20 protein-coding genes are annotated in these 17,749 nt (G+C 54.3%); 13 read left to right on the top strand and 7 right to left on the bottom strand.

Features of this window, described 5'->3' with window-relative positions; genetic code table 11:
• Nucleotides 1-73: 73 nt before the first annotated feature.
• Entirely contained in the window at nt 74-337 is a 264-nt protein-coding gene (locus tag ACI2KA_RS02010) for a hypothetical protein (protein ID WP_404498730.1), read from the top strand.
• A gap of 48 nt (nt 338-385) precedes the next feature.
• Here the strand turns inward: ACI2KA_RS02010 and ACI2KA_RS02005 are convergent, their stop codons facing one another.
• Entirely contained in the window at nt 386-1,042 is a 657-nt protein-coding gene (locus ACI2KA_RS02005) for an AsnC family protein (protein ID WP_404498728.1), read from the bottom strand.
• 170 nt (nt 1,043-1,212) lie between these two features.
• On the opposite strand from ACI2KA_RS02005, the gene ACI2KA_RS02000 reads away from it, so the two are divergent.
• Nucleotides 1,213-1,791 carry a recombinase family protein gene (locus ACI2KA_RS02000; RefSeq protein ID WP_404498726.1) on the top strand — a complete coding sequence of 193 codons (579 nt, stop codon included), beginning with the start codon at nt 1,213-1,215 and terminating at the stop codon, nt 1,789-1,791.
• Nucleotides 1,792-1,826: 35 nt separating this feature from the next.
• Here the strand turns inward: ACI2KA_RS02000 and ACI2KA_RS01995 are convergent, their stop codons facing one another.
• Nucleotides 1,827-2,309, bottom strand: a complete 483-nt coding sequence (locus ACI2KA_RS01995; RefSeq protein WP_404498724.1) for a hypothetical protein — start codon at nt 2,307-2,309, stop codon at nt 1,827-1,829.
• 382 nt (nt 2,310-2,691) lie between these two features.
• Between ACI2KA_RS01995 and ACI2KA_RS01990 the strand changes: the two genes are divergently transcribed.
• From ACI2KA_RS01990 to ACI2KA_RS01980, 3 genes are all read left to right on the top strand, one after another.
• A complete protein-coding gene (locus tag ACI2KA_RS01990) occupies nt 2,692-3,342 on the top strand; it encodes a LysE family translocator (RefSeq protein ID WP_404498722.1) in 651 nt (216 codons plus the stop codon).
• A 107-nt stretch (nt 3,343-3,449) separates the two neighbouring features.
• Nucleotides 3,450-4,118, top strand: a complete 669-nt coding sequence (locus tag ACI2KA_RS01985) for a hypothetical protein (RefSeq protein WP_404498721.1) — start codon at nt 3,450-3,452, stop codon at nt 4,116-4,118.
• A 929-nt stretch (nt 4,119-5,047) separates the two neighbouring features.
• Nucleotides 5,048-5,299: a hypothetical protein gene (locus ACI2KA_RS01980; RefSeq protein WP_404498719.1), complete on the top strand. Its 252-nt coding sequence runs from the start codon at nt 5,048-5,050 to the stop codon at nt 5,297-5,299.
• 1,094 nt (nt 5,300-6,393) lie between these two features.
• Here the strand turns inward: ACI2KA_RS01980 and ACI2KA_RS01975 are convergent.
• Together ACI2KA_RS01975 and ACI2KA_RS01970 are read right to left on the bottom strand one after the other, a co-directional pair.
• Nucleotides 6,394-6,570: a YegP family protein gene (locus ACI2KA_RS01975; RefSeq protein ID WP_080707349.1), complete on the bottom strand. Its 177-nt coding sequence runs from the start codon at nt 6,568-6,570 to the stop codon at nt 6,394-6,396.
• 278 nt (nt 6,571-6,848) lie between these two features.
• Nucleotides 6,849-7,793, bottom strand: a complete 945-nt coding sequence (locus ACI2KA_RS01970) for a hypothetical protein (RefSeq protein ID WP_404498717.1) — start codon at nt 7,791-7,793, stop codon at nt 6,849-6,851.
• 154 nt (nt 7,794-7,947) lie between these two features.
• Here ACI2KA_RS01970 and tssI point away from each other — a divergent pair, with 154 nt between their 5' ends.
• From tssI to ACI2KA_RS01940, 6 genes are all read left to right on the top strand, one after another.
• Complete coding sequence (tssI, locus tag ACI2KA_RS01965) at nt 7,948-10,215, top strand: type VI secretion system tip protein TssI/VgrG (protein ID WP_404498715.1); 2,268 nt, start codon at nt 7,948-7,950, stop codon at nt 10,213-10,215.
• A gap of 14 nt (nt 10,216-10,229) precedes the next feature.
• Nucleotides 10,230-11,339 (top strand): DUF2169 domain-containing protein, encoded by a 1,110-nt coding sequence (locus ACI2KA_RS01960; protein WP_404498713.1) that lies wholly within the window; start codon nt 10,230-10,232, stop codon nt 11,337-11,339.
• Complete coding sequence (locus ACI2KA_RS01955) at nt 11,336-12,916, top strand: polymorphic toxin type 15 domain-containing protein (RefSeq protein ID WP_404498711.1); 1,581 nt, start codon at nt 11,336-11,338, stop codon at nt 12,914-12,916. Before ACI2KA_RS01960 ends, ACI2KA_RS01955 begins: the two co-directional genes overlap by 4 nt.
• A gap of 2 nt (nt 12,917-12,918) precedes the next feature.
• Nucleotides 12,919-13,650, top strand: a complete 732-nt coding sequence (locus tag ACI2KA_RS01950) for a GAD-like domain-containing protein (RefSeq protein ID WP_404498709.1) — start codon at nt 12,919-12,921, stop codon at nt 13,648-13,650.
• Between the two features lie 193 nt (nt 13,651-13,843).
• Nucleotides 13,844-14,074: a 30S ribosomal protein S21 gene (rpsU, locus tag ACI2KA_RS01945; RefSeq protein ID WP_174020583.1), complete on the top strand. Its 231-nt coding sequence runs from the start codon at nt 13,844-13,846 to the stop codon at nt 14,072-14,074.
• Nucleotides 14,075-14,387: 313 nt separating this feature from the next.
• A complete protein-coding gene (locus ACI2KA_RS01940) occupies nt 14,388-14,525 on the top strand; it encodes a hypothetical protein (protein WP_404498707.1) in 138 nt (45 codons plus the stop codon).
• A 235-nt stretch (nt 14,526-14,760) separates the two neighbouring features.
• Here the strand turns inward: ACI2KA_RS01940 and ACI2KA_RS01935 are convergent, their stop codons facing one another.
• Entirely contained in the window at nt 14,761-14,970 is a 210-nt protein-coding gene (locus tag ACI2KA_RS01935) for a hypothetical protein (RefSeq protein WP_404498705.1), read from the bottom strand.
• The gene (locus ACI2KA_RS01930; RefSeq protein ID WP_404498704.1) at nt 14,936-15,625 is read right to left on the bottom strand and encodes a hypothetical protein; all 690 of its coding nucleotides are present in this window, start codon (nt 15,623-15,625) and stop codon (nt 14,936-14,938) included. Before ACI2KA_RS01930 ends, ACI2KA_RS01935 begins: the two co-directional genes overlap by 35 nt.
• A gap of 159 nt (nt 15,626-15,784) precedes the next feature.
• Between ACI2KA_RS01930 and ACI2KA_RS01925 the strand changes: the two genes are divergently transcribed.
• Nucleotides 15,785-16,015, top strand: coding sequence for a hypothetical protein (locus ACI2KA_RS01925; protein WP_404498702.1), 231 nt, complete (start codon nt 15,785-15,787; stop codon nt 16,013-16,015).
• A gap of 452 nt (nt 16,016-16,467) precedes the next feature.
• Here ACI2KA_RS01925 and ACI2KA_RS01920 read toward each other — a convergent pair whose 3' ends face one another.
• Nucleotides 16,468-16,623 (bottom strand): hypothetical protein, encoded by a 156-nt coding sequence (locus tag ACI2KA_RS01920; RefSeq protein WP_404498700.1) that lies wholly within the window; start codon nt 16,621-16,623, stop codon nt 16,468-16,470.
• 468 nt (nt 16,624-17,091) lie between these two features.
• Between ACI2KA_RS01920 and ACI2KA_RS01915 the strand changes: the two genes are divergently transcribed.
• On the top strand, nt 17,092-17,709 hold the full coding sequence (locus ACI2KA_RS01915) for a hypothetical protein (RefSeq protein ID WP_404498699.1): 618 nt from the start codon (nt 17,092-17,094) through the stop codon (nt 17,707-17,709).
• Nucleotides 17,710-17,749: the final 40 nt, after the last annotated feature.

Raw genomic sequence — 17,749 nt, 5'->3', positions numbered from 1 at the left:
TAGCGATAAATCGGTCTTCTCTCGTCTTGATGCGGCAGCTATACTCCGTCCTGCTCTACAGAAGGAGACGACTATGAACAGGAACCCTGTCGCTGAGCTGGTGGACAAACTGATCGAGGTCGGTTGTGACATTCGTGCGATCGGCACTGTCGGCTATACATTGGTTGATCCGCTGGATGACGAAGAGGTGTCGGCTCGTGTCCACGCCATTCTGGAGGATTTCGGACCGCGTGATCATCTCTTCGGCGATATAATTGCATACCTGAATACGCTCGGACGCGTCGTTCCTCTGGAAACTCATGACGCCATTCCATTGCCGCCCTCTTCGTTACATTAGCCTGCAACATCCCGGATACGGAATTGTGGGCTTCCCAAGTTGAGTGACCTACGAAGCCGAGTCTAGGTTTTTGGCGATCAACAGCGGAACTATCGATTTTACGCCAGCACGCGCCTTCATCTTCTCAATGCGGTGTTCCACCGTTCGCGGTGAGAGTTCGATCACGTGGCCGATTTCGCGCGCGAACAATCCCTCACGCAGTAGCTGCACAATAGACAGATCGATGTCGTCGAAACGGACGTCACGAACGACGGCCGAGATAGAATGCACCTCGCCGAGAATGACGCACCAGGTCTTTCTTGCTGACGGATCGGGTACAACAATGCCGCTGATGACGACCCTCGCATTCTGAATGACCTGATCGATTTTGCCGATGATCGGGCGGCCGTCGGCAATCGCTTTTTGGCAGACTTCGATGATGTGCTGCTCAGGGAGCGCTCCCCTCGAAAAATTACGGAGGCTGCCGATCTTTTGAAGGCCTTTGGAGTCTATCAGGCTCGTGGGAATCCCATATTGGTGGACGAAATCCATGCGCCAGTCGGGCGGCGCGTTCGCCATGTCAACGATAGTCAATACCATGTTGATTTTGAGGAGGTCTTTCACCGAACGGAAGATTATGTCTGGAGTGACCGATTGGCCAGAATTCTCCAGCCATGCATCGGTCAATCGCCTCACCAGATCGGGAAATGAGATATTCGGCTTCAATGGATGTCCGTCAAAACGGACAGAAACGAACGGTTTTGTCACGACGGACCGGAGGTTGTCGTTCTACGCGTAATTGCCTCTCATTGTTGAATTTAAGACTTGAACGAGAGACTGAATGCCCCTCCCGCGAAACCGTTCGTTTCTGTCAAGTCGTGATTGCAGGGAGTGAAATGAGAGGCTTTATCGGCACCATGGCGAGGATCGGTTACGCACGTGTTTCGACAGTCGACCAACATCTCGATTTGCAGAGAAATGCCCTCCGTCAGGCGGGGTGCGAACGTGTATTCGAAGACCATGGCGTCTCAGGAAGCCACCAGCAAAGGGGTGGCTTGTCTACGATGCTAAAGGCTCTTCGACGCGGCGATATTCTGGTTGTCTGGAGACTTGATCGTCTCGGAAGATCGATCGTTCATCTGATTTCCCTAGTTGAAAACCTGAAGCGCCGGGGGATAGGCTTCATATCGCTGACGGAAAGCATTGATACGTCATCGGCAGGTGGCCAATTGATATTCCATATTCTAGCAGCCCTTGCCGAATTCGAGAAGTCGTTAATCCGGGAGCGGACCATCGCCGGCATTGCTGCCGCGAAAGCACGAGGTAAATTACCTGGGCGGCGGCCTGCGCTGACCGAGATGCAATGCAGGGAAATCCGTATTGTGTTGAATGCAGGCGCATCGGTGCTGGAGGTCGCTCGAAAGTACAACGTTCATCCTCGGACGGTCGTCCGGGGGATACGCCGGTTGGCGTGAAGCTGAGATAGTCTTCCTGTCTGATTTCTCCGGGATTAGAGCACCTGTGGCAATACGAGCGCGAGTGCAGATGATAGGACAATAAACACAGCGAGAATGATCGACTTCATTGCGCTCCTATCTCCCCACCTTTTTGCGATAGCAACGAAGAGAGCCAGCAAAAAGAGAACCAGCAAGCTGTAATATGCCGTTCGAAAAACATTGACGAACTGATCGCCGAATGAGGCATCTTTCAAGGGTTTCGGTTGGAAGTCCACAATCACAAGAAGAACGGCGTAATAAGCGACGAAGATCGATTGGAGGATCGGGTTGCGTCCCCAAATTGCAATCACCGATATGAGAGGGCCGACAGCGGCAAACGATATGATTGCGTATCCGAGGACCGGGACGGCGGTTGTGTGCCAGAACCTAGCGGAACTATCGACACCGATCGCAACCCATAAGCAGATTGCAACGGGCACTGTGCATAAGGCGAAAGCGCATTTCAATTCGTATGATGTAACCATTCCTGGCTTCATGGATGACCTCACATCTGACATGTGATGGAGATAAAATCATCATATGGTTGCATTAGCGTTTTCTTTTTGACGATTGCGTCACAAGGTTAGCTATTCCGTAGTGAAGGACTTCAATCCGGGCGAAGGCGGGAAATTCGGTTTCTCGAAATTTTTGATCTAGCCGAAGTGCATTTCGATTTTTCTGAGGGGCCTATCAGGCTCTGATTGACATCTATGTCAGTTTGCCGAGAGATTGACGGTGTAGCTTGAGGGGTATTCCGTATCCACTTCGTACTCACTGTTGGGTTCACATCAGAAAGCACGTGTATCAGCAGAAGAAAACTTCGCATTGGATGCAGCTCAATGCTAGTGTCGCTGTGATGGTAACCGGGACAAAACAATCATGGATTTGGTAATTCCCAGCGCAGCCAATCTCGGCCTGTTCGTCAGCGCCACGCTGGTGCTGCTTCTTGTGCCAGGACCGGCGGTCCTTTACATCTTTGCGCGTTCGGTCGAGCAGGGCCGTTCTGCCGGCCTCGTTTCAATCCTTGGCATTCATACCGCCACACTTGTTCACGTCGTCGCCGCCGCTGTTGGGCTCTCGGCGCTTTTGGCATCGTCAGCGCTTGCCTTCAGCGTGGTGAAATATGCGGGCGCGGCCTACCTGATCTGGCTTGGCCTCAAGAAGCTCCTCGGGTCGTCGGACATTCCCGACGTCGAGGGCGGTTTACCGAAGCGAAGCAGCATGCGCATCTTTCGTGAGGGCTTCATCGTCAATCTCCTCAATCCGAAGACCGCATTGTTCTTTCTGGCTTTCCTGCCGCAGTTCGTTGAGGTCGATCGTGGCCATATGGCAATGCAGATCGCCTTTCTCGGAATTCTCTACACGGTGATTGGTGTTCTGACGGATTGCACCTATGCACTTGCTGCCGGCACGGTCGGCAACTGGCTGAAGCGCAGTCCCGCCTATCTGAAGGCCGAACGCTGGGTTAGCGGCTTCGTTTACATCGGCCTTGGCCTGACGGCAGCTTTTGCGGGCAATCAGAAGAAGTAGGTCGCCATCTCTCCCCTGCAATCGCACGCCCCGGACTCCGCTTGGGTCAAATCCGGTGGCATTCTGCCGTTCGGGTGTATTCAGCGAAATGAGGAGCATGGACGTCCTTGAACAGTGTAACGTCAGCAGAGTGGCAGGAATTTGTAACCAACAGGTCGAAAGAACTTTCCGACCCCGCCGTGGCCGAGGCCCTGTTGAGGTTTCAGCTGGTTCCCGGCGGGCCCCAAAACGAAACCGCGGACGCGTGCGTTCATCGCGGTGATCTGGAGATTGACGGGGATTTCGCCCCATCTTCATGGATTACTGTGATCGACGGAAACCTGCATGTCAGCGGCAAGGTTTCAACACGCATCGAAGGCGGCGATGGACATGTTACCCTCGTTGTTTTCGGCGATCTGAACTGCGGCAGCATCGATAATGACTGGGCCAGCATTATCTTCGTGACCGGAGATGCCATCGTCAGAGATTGGGTTTTCGCGTCAAGGGAAGACTCGTCGATGGTAGTAGGTGGTGATTTCAGAGCACCGATTTTTATCGGTGCCGATATCTGGGTATCTGTCGGTGGCTCCGTCGAGATGGAATACGGATACGGGTATGCAGTCGCTCTCGCTTGGTTTGCTAACGCCTATGGCGCACCCCAAATACGGCCGACATATGGTTGGCGGGAGTTGGCCATGAAGCTCGGTTTGGGGCAGGGCCGTATTCGAGAGGAGCAGCTTGTGGAATTGCTGGAAGAGCGTTTGCGAACGACAGGAAGCCTGTTGCGCCCGATATGAACGCCGGGACATGACACTCTGTGGAAGTATGCTTCTCGCGAGGTTTTTTCTCCGACGCGGCGGCCTGACCTATTGGCGACAAACGAGAGGCGACATGAGGAAAGCAGCCGCAGCGACGCCAGCGACAAGCTATTACAAATCATGACAATCACTCTACAGGCCACCGCAGCAACGTTCGTTGAATAGCTGAATTTATCTGCTCCTCCGATGGTGCATCTGACTCGAAGTACCTGCCAAAATGTGTTGCTAGCGCGCTGATATCGTCCCTTGTGATTTCTGACAGCATCCCGGGATCAACTTGATCCCCGAACACCTTAAAAATCACCTCGCAGCATTCCATAGGGGATGCCGCATCTACTGGGAGGGGCGGACATAGAGCTCCGCCAAACTCCTGCCCCATAGCAGACAGAAAATCCACTCTATCCTGTTCGTTCAAAGTCACCGCTCCCCATGAACCTCGTACCTTGTTGGCAGATTCGAGAAATTGCTGTCCCAGCAGTTTTATAATCTGTTTTGCACAGCAATGAAGCTATGCAAAGCAAGCTATTCTGGCACCAAAATCCATAAGAGTTCGACTGGACAACTGTCCAAAGGCTTAGTCAGCCGTTCTCCCGATAGAGCGTATAGTCCGCGCCTCAAACGAAATTGGCTGGTGCGTTGGAAGAGGCATCCTTCCTTGATGCATCCATGCATAGAATAATTGATTCCAAGATTCTTGCGTAATGTTTTTAATGACTTATTCCGTTCGCTCAGGCTCATACCAGTTGTGGTATACAGGAGATATGGGGCGATCCTTTCTCCCCTAAAGCTGTGTCCTCTGAGGGCGGGTGAGGAGCCTATTGCTGTTGCCCCTTACTCGGAATGAAAAGCTGTTGACAGACGCAAGCATCCGGAGAACCATTTTCAGGTTAGCGAAGAAGGAGATTTCCATGCATAAGTCTTTTAGAGTGAGAGTTATTGAAGAGCTAAGCGAAATGGATGGATTGGATATGTTCCGCTGGGGCGTTTTGATCGTCGCGGGGCTATCTTTAGTCGGATGGCTACTTTTTGAAACCGTTACACACGCGGCGGCGACTTTCGGCCTGCTCTTGTTCCTTACCGTCCTGATCCTCTCATCTATTGCGGTCGGCGCAATTCTGAAAGCCTCTGCCAAGAGTTGGCTGAAACGAAGTAGCGTGTGACGAGAATTTTATAGACGATGACGAACTGGAGAAGAAAATGAGGAACGCAGAGCGAGCAAGTCCGCTTCGGTATCTTGCGGTATGACCATCGGCAGCTTTTGTTCTGCATTTTTGAGTTTCGGGGTGGCCACGGCAATGCCGGCAGACATGACGGCGGAACGCCTTCTCAATATCTGTGAAGAGTCCACCATGCAGTTGCCACTGGTCCAAACGGGCACAAGGCATGCGCCTATTCCACGGCAAGGCCTGCCGGTTTTCTGGATGCCTTGTCGGAGCGGCTTGGTGCACCGGATAATCTCGACAAGAATGACGCGATCGAAAGTACGACAGCTTGGTGGAAACGAGGTGCGGTCGAGTATTCTTTTGTCCAGGTCGGCTCGTCCGCCGTCATCAATATCGCCTCAAGTCAGTGAGGTAGTGGTGTATACCTCGGGTAAATTGTCACGTAACCCGACAGACCACCTCAAAGCTCAAGGCGTAAATGGTTTCAAGTTTTTCGCGAGATGATATCGCTGGAACTGAAGGCGAAGGTCGCAATCATCAAAAAACTAAGAGCCGATGCAGCTAGGGCACCCCACGATTGACTTTGAGCGACGAACATATTTCCCCAGCTTGGTTCGGTCGGCAACACGCCGAGGCCTAGAACGTCCAGCAGCGCATACGAAGCAACGGCCCATGCAAAGACAGAGATCGTGAGTGCGGCAGCGGCATGAAGCGAAGTATTGCGTTGGAAGACGTAGGCGATTGCGATACCCCACAGCGGCCCGACAGCAAAGGAGTTTGCCCAAGCACATCCATGCGGATGGCACTTATCTGCAGAGGAAGTTTGGTATTTCCTGACAGGTCGTGAGCGTCAATCAGATCAAGTCATACGGCAGGGCTTTTATTCTTGCTATTTAACATTATGACGCATAACTAATATATCGCGGAGGGTGGGGGCATTACCCTCGGCAGTTATGATCCCAACTGACCGGTCGCCACTTTCCGCCATTCGCCTTTCCCGCAAAGAAAGTCGTCTCCCCGAAACAGGGAGTGGGGCGTTTGTGTTTTATTGAAAAAGCGGCGCACCCAATTGGGCAGGCCGCTGTACAGCCTTAGCTGTTGTCCTCGGTAGGTGCGTCTGGGCCATACTTCTTGATCGAGGCGATTGCGTTCTGCGCACTCGCCTTGGAGGAGTAGCCTTCGGTCGCAAAGATCACTTCACTGTTATATTTGAAGCGAACGCGGAATTCGCCAGCCTTATCTTTATAAATTTCAAACTTATGCGCCATCTTGCTTTCCTCCGTGTTGGAAATGATTCGAACAATTCAAGCGTGCCATTCGTAAAACGCAGCCGCAAGTTCATTGCGCGCAATCTTTTCCGACGCAGGCTGCGGGACATTTCGTCAGGTTTTATTACTGCGACTACCTATGTCCTTTTTGGGCGATGTAATGTTGGGGGTTAATCCTGGATGACTCTCGACGTACTTCGCGATCATATTCGGCGGACTTTTCGCGATGGCTAAGAGAAACGTGGCGGCGCTCTTCCTACGGGAGTTGGAGGGGTAACTTACTGAGATCGGTCGAGCCTGCGTGTTCCGGGAGAAATCGACGACTCCTGGGGCACCATAACAAGCAGGTTGAAACCCTCATCAATGTTGAATGTCTGCGGATTGAGCAGTTTGTTCCCATAGGTAGAGGTGAACCAGCACGCGATACTCTCATCGTGAATTGCCGTTACGGTTTCCCGGACACATCTGTTGATCGCGTCTATGATTTCGATACCTGTCTTGCCCCTTCTGTTTATATGCATGAGCTTTTTCTGCGCGGGGCTTTCTGCATCGGAAACTGCGATGGATACCCTGTCTGTTGAATAGCTTTTTACCCGAACCCGCAGTCGCTTCGGGCGAGACGCATCAAACTGGTCGTTAATTTCTTTGATACGCGCCTCGATGTCAGCATCGGCCAGACGCACCTCTGGCAAAACATCATCCGCCGGCGCAAGCCCGTCACCAAATTGCGCGCGCGCAACCTCGGCAGCGTGGTGGGCATAAGCTAGATGCGTCACCGGTAGTGCTCTCAGCCATTTGCGGCGCTGTGTGATCGCCATCGATTTTGCCGCTTCCTCGCCTAGCTTGGCGATGGAGAAGTTTTCTCTTTTTTGCCCCTCCTTGGTCATCAAAGTTGCCTGCCAGACATCGCCATCCGCTGTCTCGACGCGCCTCACACCGGAAATGCCGCTTCGGTTGTTTTTGCGCAGAAGCACGGCCTGCTCGTGGTTGGTAGCGGGCGGAATGGCAAGAATGATGGCGTCGCGGTAGGCACGCGCCTGACGATAGGCTGCATCGCCCGAACCGTAGACACTGTCCTTGAACAGCCTGACGATCCTGTGGCCGCGCCGTCTGAGGCTGACCCACCAGCCGGCACCGCGGTGTGCCCCGGCGGCTTCTTCCCGTCGCAGCCCATAGTGATCGGCGTCATGCTTTGTCTGTTTCGACCTTGCTCCAACCGTCACGTCCACCCCCTGTCAAATTTAATGGGTAGTATTTTGCCCTATCCGGGTTGCAGAATTCATGGTGAGTCCATGGTTTCGCCACAATGTTTGATTGCATTCTGTCGAGATTTTGGCAGTTGATTGATATTTTTCCGATCTTCCATCGAGGTTCGCCATGACCGACCAGCCTGCATCTTCGGACTTTCTCCAGGCGAGCCGTGTGCTCAAGGTCAAGTCTCCGTTAGGGGAAGACCAGCTTCTGCCGGAACGACTTGCGGTTGACGAGGGTGTTTCGCGGCTCTTCGAGATTCACCTGAACGTGCGGGCCAAGAAGGACGCGGTCAAGCCCGAGGAACTGATCGGACGCTTGATCGATGTCTCCGTCGAGGTTGAGCAAGGTGATGGCGAGGAAGGTAGCGGCATCCGCCGCCCCTTCAATGGTCTGGTGACGGAACTGCATGAGGGCCCGCCGATCACCCGCGGGCTGCGCTCCTATGCGCTGACGATCCGCCCGCAGATGTGGCTTCTGTCGCGGCGTTCCGATTGCCGCATCTGGATGGACAAGACGGCAGTCGAGATCGTCGAGACGCTGTTTTCCGAACATGGCATTCCCGCCCCCGATACGTCAGGCATTATTTCGCCGCCGCCGGCGCAGCATTACAGCGTTCAATGGAATGAAGATGACCTCTCCTATCTTCTGCGCCGTTTCGAGGAGGACGGGCTGTTCTACTGGTTCAGCCATGAGGATGGTTCCCACAAGCTGCATGTGGCCGACAGCGCCAGCGGCTGGCTTGCCCCGTCGTCTTCGGCGCAGGGCGAAGGCAGGGTGCGTCTGGCGCAGGGGTCTTCGGACCGCAACCACATCAATGACTGGGCACGGCGTTTTTCCTATGTGTCGGGCCAGCGGGCGGGCGCGGACTGGAACTTCGAGACGCCGGGCATGGTGCCGGGCACGATGACGCCGTCGCTGGTGCAGATGCCGGATGCGACAAAACGCGAGCTCTACGAATATCCGGCCCGCATCAGGACAGTCGAAGAAGCCGAGCGGGCGCAGAAACTGCGCACCCAGTCGATCGAAGCGGATCATGACCGTGTGTTCGGCTCGTCCACCTCGCGCATTCTGGAAGCCGGCCGCCGCTTCACGCCCTATGAGGTTGCCCATCCCGAACATGCCTATGAGGAGCATGTGATCATCAGGGCAAGCCACAGCATCGTCGACCGTTCCTATGAGACGAATGGCAACGAGCCGGAATATCGCAACAGTTTCGAGGCGATCCCTGCGCGGGTGCCGCTGACGCCGCACCGTGCGACGAAGCGGCCGCGCATCGAGGGCACGCAGGTGGCAATCGTCGCTGGCCCTGAAGGTGAGGAAATCCATCCGGATCAATATGGCCGCATCAAGCTGTGGTTCCCATGGGACCGCAAGGCGAAGAAGGATGGAACCGATACGTGCTGGGTGCGGGTCAGCCAGGCATGGGGCGGCGGCACATGGGGTGCGCAGGTAATCCCGCGCATCGGCATGGAGGTGATGGTTGCTTTTATCGATGGCGACCCGGACAAACCGCTCGTCATCGGCGTGGTCAACAATCCGGCCAATTCCGTGCCTTACGACCTGCCCGCCAACAAGACGCGCATGGTGCTGCGCTCCAACAGTCACAAGGGCGACGGTTTCAACGAAATCACCTTCGAGGACGAGGCCGGCAAGGAGAACCAGTTCTTCCATGCCCAGAAGGATCAGACGACGCGGGTGTTGAATGACCGCACCAAGCGCATCGACCGGCACGAGGTCGCCTCGGTTGGCGGCAACCGCGCCGTTGAGGTCTCCGGTAACCAGAAACACGAGATCGGCGGCTCGGTAAACACCGTCGTTGGCGGCACGGGACCGATGGCGATGATGGCCATGGCAGGCGTGCAGGCTCTATCCGGACAGACGGCAGGGCTGCTTTCGCAGGCCGCCCAGATCGCCGGCGGTGGTGGCCCGGGTGTCGCGGCCTTTGCCACTACGCTGGCTTCATCCGCACTCGGCTTTCTCGGTGCGGGCGGTCTTTCATCGCGCGAGGGCGTTGTCTCCGGTCCAAGCCCGCGTGCGGATGCGGGTACGGCGCTCGCAGGATCGGGCACGGGTGTCGGCTCCGATGCTTCGGGATTGTTTCCGCTGCCGGGCATCATGAACACGATTGTCAGTACGTTCAAATCCGACAGCGTCGGTGTAGCGCGGGCTGAACAGATCGGGGTGAGCAAGGTCACCAACGTCGGTCAGACGTCGCTGGAGAGCGTCGGAAAGTTCAAGAAAATTGCCGTCGGTGAAGAGTTCGTCATCGAGTGTGGCGATTCCAAATTCATCATGAAGGCGAATGGCGAGGTCATCATTCTTGGCAAGACCTTCAACTTCGTGGCAACGGATCATTTCCAGCTTCGTGGCAAGCCGATCGATCTGAACTGAGGGAGGATCGGGTCTTGAAGCTTGAGAACCGCCTGCCTTTCCCTGCCATGGCTTTCCGTCAATTCGATGCCGAAGGCGAGCTTGACTGCATTGTTTCCGTACGCGCCACCTTCACGCATGTGCAGGACGGAATAATGGAGATCGCTCGGGAGCAGGAGAGTTTCCAGTGGGAGGATGCCTATGAGGGCGATCCACATCAGACCATCCTTCTTCGCCAAAGTGATCTGACCCCTGACAAGCCCGGCACGGATATCAGCTTCCTGGGAGATGCCTGGTCACCGTCGCAGGAGCCACAGAAATCCTGGCGCGCCTCCATTCGTGTCGGGGATGTTTCCAAGGAGATCGAAGTATGCGGTCAACGATTCTGGAAACCCGTCATCAAGGAAAAGTGGGCGGGTTTCTCCGCAAGGGAGCCGAAGCGGGTCATCAGCGATTGGGTGCTGAGCGATCCCGAACTGACCCGTCAGGTCACTGTCTGCTGGACGAATGCTTTTGGTGGCATCATTCCAGGCACAGGTGATACCGAAACCGACACGCCTGCCGATGTTGAGTACCGCAATCCTCTGGGGTGCGGCATCGTCAATCTCGACATGGCCGCAGACACGCCTCCCGTACGCGCGCCCCAGATCACGTCGCCTGGCGAACGACTGGACTGGAAGGAGACGCCGGAGCCACAGGGATTTGGCCTTGTGTCGCCCTGGTGGCAGCCTCGTCAGCAATATACCGGAACCTATGACGATGCTTGGGTTGAGGAACGGCATCCGCTTTTACCCCGCGATTTCGATCCGCGCTTCTGGCAGGCCGCCCATCCTGATCTCGTCGCTACGCCTCACCTCAAGGGTGACGAGGGCTACGAGCTTATTAACCTGAGTTCTGATCATCCAGTCGCGAAAGGCTCGTTGCCCGGCCTCACCCTCGGTGTTCATTGCTCTCGCGAAGATCGCGACGAGTGGCATGTGTTGAAACTCGATGGGGTGCAATTCGACTGGCGCGATGACGGACGGGTGCTTCTGACCTGGCGCGTCAGGTTTCCGCTTCCCGATGCTGGTGAAACAAAACTTATCCTGACCCGGGTTCGCCTGAAGGCTCCTGAAACCGAAGCGGCTGCAAGGGAGACAGCATGAGTATCCCTCGCGACAACTATATCGGCGAGCCACAATATCCCGATACATGGACGACGAAGACGCCGCGCGAGGGCTTGAGAGATATCGATGAAGCGCGGATCGTTTCCCTGGCACCGGACGTGTGTCTGACACCTGTTGGGTCATCGGTGGTGCCCGTTCCCTATCCGGTCGTGGATTTTTGTGGCCACGACAAAAACTACACGCCCACCGTCCGGTTCACGGGCAAGAAGGCCATGGTCATGCGTTCGTGCACAACACATGTCCATGGCGATGCACCCGGTGTCCGAAAAGGTGTGAAATCTGGAACGGTGGAGAGCGTATGCGAACCGATCGGCCATGCCGATCAGGTGCGTGCAGAGGGTTCGCACGTCATCCGCCACCTCGACCGTTTTCATATGAACAGCAAGAATACCGAGGGTGAGGCGATCTTTGTCCGCAGCACGCAGACATATAACCCTCCCAAGGACGATGATCCGGTGCGAGGATCGCTTCGTGCAATTGAAGTCGCCGATGCTTCAGAAAAGCAGAACCGTTCATCTGACGCTGCTCCTTCCGGTGGCGCTGCTCTAGGTTTCCTCGTCACGCCAGGATTTGCTCCACTCGTTCAAGGTGCGGGTGGAGCCGCGGCTGGAGGAGCAAGTACCGCTGCCGGTGCAGCAACTTCCGGTGCTGGAGGGGCTGCCGCCGCCGCGGGAGGTGTCAGTTTGGGAACGATATTGGCGGGGATCGGAATATTCGCCGCCGGTGTGCTTATTCCGACCAACAAAATGAATTTTTCCGATACCGTCCCGCAGGACGATTTTGAACAGAAATTGCTTTTAGATGCGCAACGCAGAATGAACGAACTTCCATTCTGGGACAGTGGTGCTGACATCCGAACTGAGACGTTTGCGAAAATTCAGGAGCACAGAAAGAAAAATAAACCAACGCAGGACCCGGAGCCTACGCCTGTTCCGGTGCCGCCACCTGGATCAAATGTTCGTATAGACGAAGATGAGAACCGTAGATGTCGGTTATTGATAATATGCTTTATGCCCACCAAAAGTACGATCGATATTGATGAGTTCAAGCGACAAATGGAATTGCAGGAACAAGGGCTCAACAATATGAGTCCACAGCAGATGCTGGCCAATCAAGCAAAATATCTAGCAAATCCGGCGGGCATGCGGGCTTTGTCGGAACCACTTCAGGCGAAAGCGCGCCAAGAATATAGAAACGACCCGCGTATCCAGAAAATGTACGTTGATCAGTACGGTCCAATACAGGGTCCGATAAAATTGGGAGAATATCTGGATTCGGCGGCGGCATTGCATAATCCAGACATGATAGCGGGTGGGAAATATAATTCTGTAGTCGATCAGACCTTGCCAATTGAAAATCGGATAGGTGGCCTTTCCGAAAACAGTTCTATGGGAAGCCAATGGATCAATCCAAATCGAAATGGACATACTCGCGCCAGCCGACTAGCAGAGCATGCGAAGAGACAAGCGGCGAACAACTGCCCCAGTGTGCAAGTTGATCTTCGACTTTGCCCCAGCAACCCCAGTCGCCCCGGTGAGCCATTAACAGGAACATGACAATGGTAGAGCAGCCGAACTACAATGTGTTTGAAACTAAATGGATTGAGGAACTCCTGAATGCATACGAAATCGATCACGTAGTGAAGCCTAGTGCGCAGATAGTAGAGCGCTACAAGGATCGTTTGCCTGAAATTCTGGTAAAATTCTGGATCGAAAAAGGTTGGTGCAGTTGGTCAAAAGGCCAGTATTGGATATGCGATCCCTCTATATTTCAGCCGATTATCGACTATGTGTTTCTCGGTGATCCCGAGCTTGATCCAACGCGCATGATTGCCTTCGGATACAATGCGTTCGGTAACGTCGACATTTGGTACGGCGATGCGACGATACGGTTAAATCTGCCAAATGGCATGGTCCGGGTGGAGCCCCGCGGATATGACGAAGATCAAAAGCGCCAATGGACCGACGAAGTGATGATTGGTCTTAAATTGTCATTCAACGTCTCTCCATATGTGGCTCCATGGGAAGACGAAAAATACCAAAACATGATGCCCTTGGCTCTTGAAAAGATTGGGCAACTTGAACCCGGTGAGATTTATGGTTTCGCCCCTGCACTTAGTCTTGGTGGCCGGAATAATGTCGAACATCTGCAAAAGGTGAAAGTAGTGGAACATTTGCTTTTGCTGGCATCACTCGATTCGCCCATGCTTTATGATTATTCACCGCCAAGCGACGGGGACCGCAGCTTGGGCGCAGTCACTCCACGCAGGAAAATCGGTCCGGCGAGGTAAGGCATGCGTGTACGACTCACTTCCGCTTGTGCGCTCGGCAAGAATACGTTCTTCGCTCCCACAATCGGAAAAAACAGGGTTGAAGATCAGAAAGTGCGGGTCGAGAAAGGCCATTACTGATAGATCGTTGACCTTGGATTCGACGTCAGATTGCGTATGGTGGCGCACCGTTTTTTGACCTCGAGAGGGACCCATGCAGGTTGAAGTCCGCGATAACAACGTCGACCAAGCGTTACGCATTCTCAAGAAAAAGCTTCAGCGCGAGGGCATTTTCCGCGAGATGCGCCTGCGTGAAGCTTTCGAGAAGCCATCCATTAAAAAAGCGCGGGAAAAGGCTGAAGCAGTCGGCCGTCAGAGGAAGCTCGCCCGCAAGCAGATGCAACGTGAAGGCCTTCTTCCTTCAAAGCCGAAAAAGAGTGCGTGATCGCGCTCGTCAGTACATCGGCCTTTCGAAAATAGACCGTTTCCTCGCTAACTCCGTGCGTTTTTTAAAGCGTCGTGAGGTAAACGTTTTCCGTCTGGAACCAGACTGAATCTCGACATAAAACGGTAAACTTTAAGGGTCGGAAACGCAGGGCGCATTTTGCCCTATCGAAATAGAAGCCGTCGGCCGAGAATCGTTGAGACAGGGTATTTTCACCCTCTCAATTTGCCGCGGTTTTAACGCCGATATCCGAAATCTGTCGGTGAAGCTGAATATGGCTTCGTTGCTACAGATTGCGGACATCGGATTTTGAATGACCAGTATCCTGACGAACGGTTCGGCGATGACGGCGTTGAGTACGCTCCGCAGGATCGGCGCACAGCTCTCCAGCGCATCGCAGCAGATGTCGTCGCTCACTTCCGACATCGAATTCTCCATGCCACCCTATTAAACTACCAAGAATTCTGGTCGACAGTTCTTGCGGCAACAACTGATTGTCGACTTCGATGTTGGCCATTGGCGGGAAAACACTGACCTGGTGAGCGACAGAGTTCCTGCGTGAAACGCCAGATTCGGCTTTGTCTGCGTAGATCGGGTTCGACAAACACCTCGTCAGACGCCAAACACGCCGTCGAGCAAGTACAGAATTGCGGCGTTTGGTACCAGTCCGGCATCGATCACCTGCATCAGGTTTGCGGCTCACCCAGCGCCCGGAGGATTTGATCGACCAGGTCCTTCGGGCGTCCGCCCGCCAGATACGCCGCTCTCAAGGCCGGGAAGTCGAAATCTCGAGGATTGGTATCGAGCTCCTCCAAAATGTCGATGGCACCATCGATGTATCCATCTGGAACGATGTGCGGATCATCTGAATAAATACTGTGTATACTCTCCTTCACCGACTAAAAATTCCCCTTCCCAGTCTGTAAGATTACTCATAACACTCGCAGACATCATTCTATATTCATTTCTATTGTTGCCGCTGTAATTTACGTTTGCAAGAACAGGGAATGCGTCGAAGTCATTTTCTAGGATCATCCGATCGATAAGGTCAGCTATATCTGCCGGATAGCGATCTCGCACGCTGCGAAATCCGTTGGCAAAGCTTGATTTCCGTAGTTTCCAAGCTGTTGGAGTCGGTCTGAAACCAAGTGCCGCCCATGCAACACGTCCTTCTCTCACCGCTTTGAGAGACATTTTTTCAAAGCCGATCGCTTGAATTGCGTTGTGAAGGTTCTGTGTGAACCGACGACAACATCCCTGCTCCCTCATAGCTAATTCGACATCTACGTGGCCAATGTCGGCAGTTTTGATTTGAAATATGAGGTCGATGTTTGCGTTTACTAAGCCACGGACCGCAAGTTGATGTCTCCCTCTCTCGCCACCAATATTGACGGTGATCCCCTCAAAGTTCTCGACCAGATGATGTCTGACTGACTCGGCCTTCGAAAGCAGAGCCGCCTTCGAACTGGGCTTTTCCAATTCCTCCGGCAGAACTGGAACCTCAACCGCTTTAACTCGAAATGGAAATAGATTCTGGATAATAAACTTCATGAAGGCTCCCTCGCGATCGAGGGACCTTCTAATTGGACTTCGTCAAGGGACCGTTTCGACGGCCCAGCCTACAAAGAGAAATCGCTGAAATGTGGGAGTCCGGACTTATATGGTCGGCCGGTAGGATCGGGCAGGTCAACGGTTAGTCTGAAAAAGGCTTTGGGTGAGCTGCGTGTAATTGAAGAACAAGAAGCTCTGGAAGCGCTCTTGGAACAAATTGAAACCTGGATACTAGCAGAACAAGCCGCAACTTATGCTGCGCGATACAGCGAACACGGTCTCGAGATGGCCGAGCTCGATGTGTACCATGATCCGCTCCCAGACGAAGAGGAACTCGAGTGGATCAGCCTGGATCAGGTGAAGGTAGCGGGCAAGTTGCCGAAGCCCTGATACGTTCCGCGCGTCGGCGGCGAATTTTCTCTCGGCCTATAACGAGTGGGTGATCTTTCAGAAGCGCACTTCCTGCGCCACCGACTGCTTCCATCTCTTCCAGAAGACGTATCTCTTCTTCGTGGTTACGCAACTGATCGTGTTGTTCTTCCGACCCTTGTGTCGCAGCCAACTTTCGAGCCGGGTTCATCCAAGCCTTCATAAACTCTAGGTCTCGTATTTCAGAGCCTAGCCTGATGCACTTCAAGCAGTTCGCGATCAAACGCGACGGTTCGTATTTTTCGACCATTGGCTACCTCCATAGCCAATGGTGGTCTCAACTCTTTGTCGGCGCAAACATTTGTGGCGGCGTCGGATGTCCGACCATAGCCAACGACGGTGATTTAGGAGATTGCGTGGTCTTGCCCAGCAAATCCTCTGATCTAACCTCGGTCGCCCTCCGGGTAGGGTATTCAGATGCCGACAAGCGCCTCTAGTTCGTCGTCGTGCATGGGCAAGACCTCGAACTCATCCCTGAGTTCTTCGAACGACATCGGATGGCACCCGTAGGAGCTGACGTCGGCAAGATTGACGATATAGTCGGACATGATGCGGTTGGCATTGAACATGGCAAGCGTCTCCTGTTCCGCGCACCGATGGCGGCGGGTGTGGTTCAAATTCGAATATGAGCAAGGCGGCGATCCCTTTTGGGGATCAGCGACCTATTCGAAACGGGAGACGGGTTGAGGACATAGTGGATACCCTGGGTTAAATGACGAACGAGGAACACGCCGTTGCGGCGTGAGCCTACACGGTCATATTCGCGCGCTATTCCTCGGAACCTGGGTCATCGATGCTGTCCTTTGAGCGGAATGGTCGTCGCTCAGGCCGTCGACAAGTAATCCGAAATTTCAGCGTGTCAACCGGGTTATCCTGAAAAAGTTGACGAAAGTTTTTTTACAGCGCCCGGTTGATTTTCGCTTTTTGTTCGCTATTTATTCCCGTTATGAGCAAACTCCAGAACTACCTCATACGAATAGGTTGACCCTCGCTGCCGCGATGACCGCGGCGACGACCAACCGTTTTTGGAGGATGTCATGGGAATTGCCAAGCAGGCCGCCACGCTGCGCGCGGCCAGAAACTCCGCGTCGATCAGAAGCTATCACCCTGCGGGTACCGTGAAGTGCGAGGGCGTAGGCCTGTTCCGTTCTCAGGCCGCACGCGATGTCGGGTGCATTCTCGATGTTAACCCTTCGGTCACCGCGTGGCGATGCATGCCGACCCCATTCGACGCTGGCGGGGTCCCCCATGTTCCCGATTTTCAGGTTTTCGACGAAGACGGTGCCACCCTCTATGTGGACGCACCAGATCGGGTTGTTTCAGTCGAGATCGCTGTCATCGCGTCGGAAGCCAGGCGCATCGACGCCCGCTACAAACTGCTCGATCGTGCCGAAATCTACGACGGCTTCAGGTTGCGGAACGCCAAAGACCTGCTGCGCTATGCCGCTCATGTCACGCCCCTCGGCGATCGGCTTCGACTGCTGGCGGCACTCGACGAACACGGTTCCCTGCCGCTAGCGGAATGCCTCAAGGCTTTTCAGGAAACCAAACCCGTCCCCGGAATCGCGTCCCTCATTCTCCATGGCTACGTCGAGGTCGATCTCGACGACGCACCCCTCGGCCCCGAGACGGCTGTGAGGCGGATACCGCGGTGAGGCAACATCGCAATCGTCCCGTCGTCTATGGAGAACCTCT

Origin of the sequence: Agrobacterium sp. NPDC089420, assembly GCF_044900305.1 — a bacterium.
GTDB lineage: Bacteria > Pseudomonadota > Alphaproteobacteria > Rhizobiales > Rhizobiaceae > Agrobacterium.
Note: the sequence above shows the minus strand (reverse complement) of the source record. Positions and strands in the feature narration are given on the sequence as shown.